Origin of the sequence: Anaerococcus tetradius ATCC 35098, assembly GCF_000159095.1 — a bacterium.
Taxonomy (GTDB): domain Bacteria; phylum Bacillota; class Clostridia; order Tissierellales; family Peptoniphilaceae; genus Anaerococcus; species Anaerococcus tetradius.
In genome coordinates, this window is record NZ_GG666322.1 from 1 (window position 1) to 1,254 (window position 1,254).

The 1,254-nt window shown below is 28.3% G+C and carries 3 protein-coding genes and 1 pseudogene; all 4 read left to right on the forward strand.

The features are described from left to right. On the forward strand, window positions 1–223 hold a 223-nt coding region (locus HMPREF0077_RS09945), incomplete at its 5' end, for a plasmid mobilization relaxosome protein MobC (RefSeq protein ID WP_004837887.1). A 13-nt stretch (window positions 224–236) separates the two neighbouring features. Continuing rightward, window positions 237–347, forward strand: a pseudogene (locus tag HMPREF0077_RS11120) (relaxase); the annotation flags it as partial. Between the two features lie 78 nt (window positions 348–425). Next, complete coding sequence (locus tag HMPREF0077_RS11125; protein WP_004837889.1) at window positions 426–554, forward strand: LDCC motif putative metal-binding protein; 129 nt, start codon at window positions 426–428, stop codon at window positions 552–554. A 92-nt stretch (window positions 555–646) separates the two neighbouring features. Then, complete coding sequence (locus HMPREF0077_RS10815) at window positions 647–790, forward strand: hypothetical protein (protein ID WP_004837890.1); 144 nt, start codon at window positions 647–649, stop codon at window positions 788–790. The last annotated feature ends 464 nt before the right edge of the window (window positions 791–1,254 follow it).

The following is a 1,254-nucleotide window of genomic DNA, read 5'->3' on the forward strand; positions in this document are numbered from 1 at the left end:
TTGCATACATATTACGAGGATTAATTTATTTAGACATCTAAAATGGCTACTTTCAAATGCAACAAATAACATAAACCAGATTGCAAAGGCAACTAATACCACTGGTGTTATTTACAAGAAAGATATTGATTATATGAGAGAAAAAATAGAAAAATTGGCAAAAGAAATATGGCAGATCCATTCCCCACTTCTTAATAAATTAAAAGAAAGTTCTGGTGATTAGTATGGTAATTACAAAAAAGAACACCCTTATGCAAGAGTATTCTTTAAATAAAGAACAATTTTCTGACCTTGTTCAGTATAGAAAAAACTATGAAAATTATTATGGGAAGGAAGTGGAGAGATAAAAAATTGAAAAAATAATTTTTTTCTGGTATAAATATTATTGTAGAAAATTTACAAATAATTACCCGAGGAGGTAAAATATGAAAATCTTTGAATCAATAAAAAATAGATGGAAAAAATTCTTGAAAAATCTAGCAGAAGAAAATAAAAAATCTTTTGGAAATGAAAAATTAGATTGTTGTTCAATGAACAAAAGAGAATATAAATAAAGAAAAAAATGACCATGGCGGAGACTGTGTAAAATTTTGTGTATAGAAACCTCCTGATTAGGGTAAGTAAAAACTAATCAGGAGGAATTTTTATGCCAAAAAAAGACCAGAAACAAAAAGAAGCAAAAATGTTAATTGAAGAATATCATACTCAAAGCGCACAAGATATTCAAGAAGCTCTAAAAGACCTTCTAGGCGATACAATGGAAGAACTTTTAAAAGCAGAATTAGATTAGCATTTACACTATGAATATGGAGAAAAACCACTATCATTAAATACAAGAAATGGTACTAGTAAAAAAACAGTTAGATCATCATATGGACATATAGAATGCGAGGCTGGGATCAAATCTTATCCCAATTATCAATATTTTTTGAAGAAAGGTTTTAATTAAGATAAAAATTTAGTATGAAATCGGTTGCAAATTTTCATGAAAATTTGACGGTTTATTAAAGTTGTGTACAATTAAAAAAACTCCATTCCTATAGGACTGGACAAATATTGATACATAAAAAATGTATCAACTCTTACCCTTATATCAGGATTTAGGTTGATACACAAAATTATTTATAGACCCGCAAAAACGGCTATGAGCATTAAACTCATAGCCTTTCTACTTGCCACCTAAAGACTCTCTAAATCAGTTTTCTAAAATCCCTAATTCAATGAGCCTTTATGCAAGAGTATTCTTTGAATAAA

Coding starts and splice junctions, on each gene's coding strand:
- HMPREF0077_RS11125 (WP_004837889.1), top strand. CDS start 426: ATGAAAATCTTTGAATCAATAAAAAATAGATGGAAAAAATTCTTGAAA.
- HMPREF0077_RS10815 (WP_004837890.1), top strand. CDS start 647: ATGCCAAAAAAAGACCAGAAACAAAAAGAAGCAAAAATGTTAATTGAA.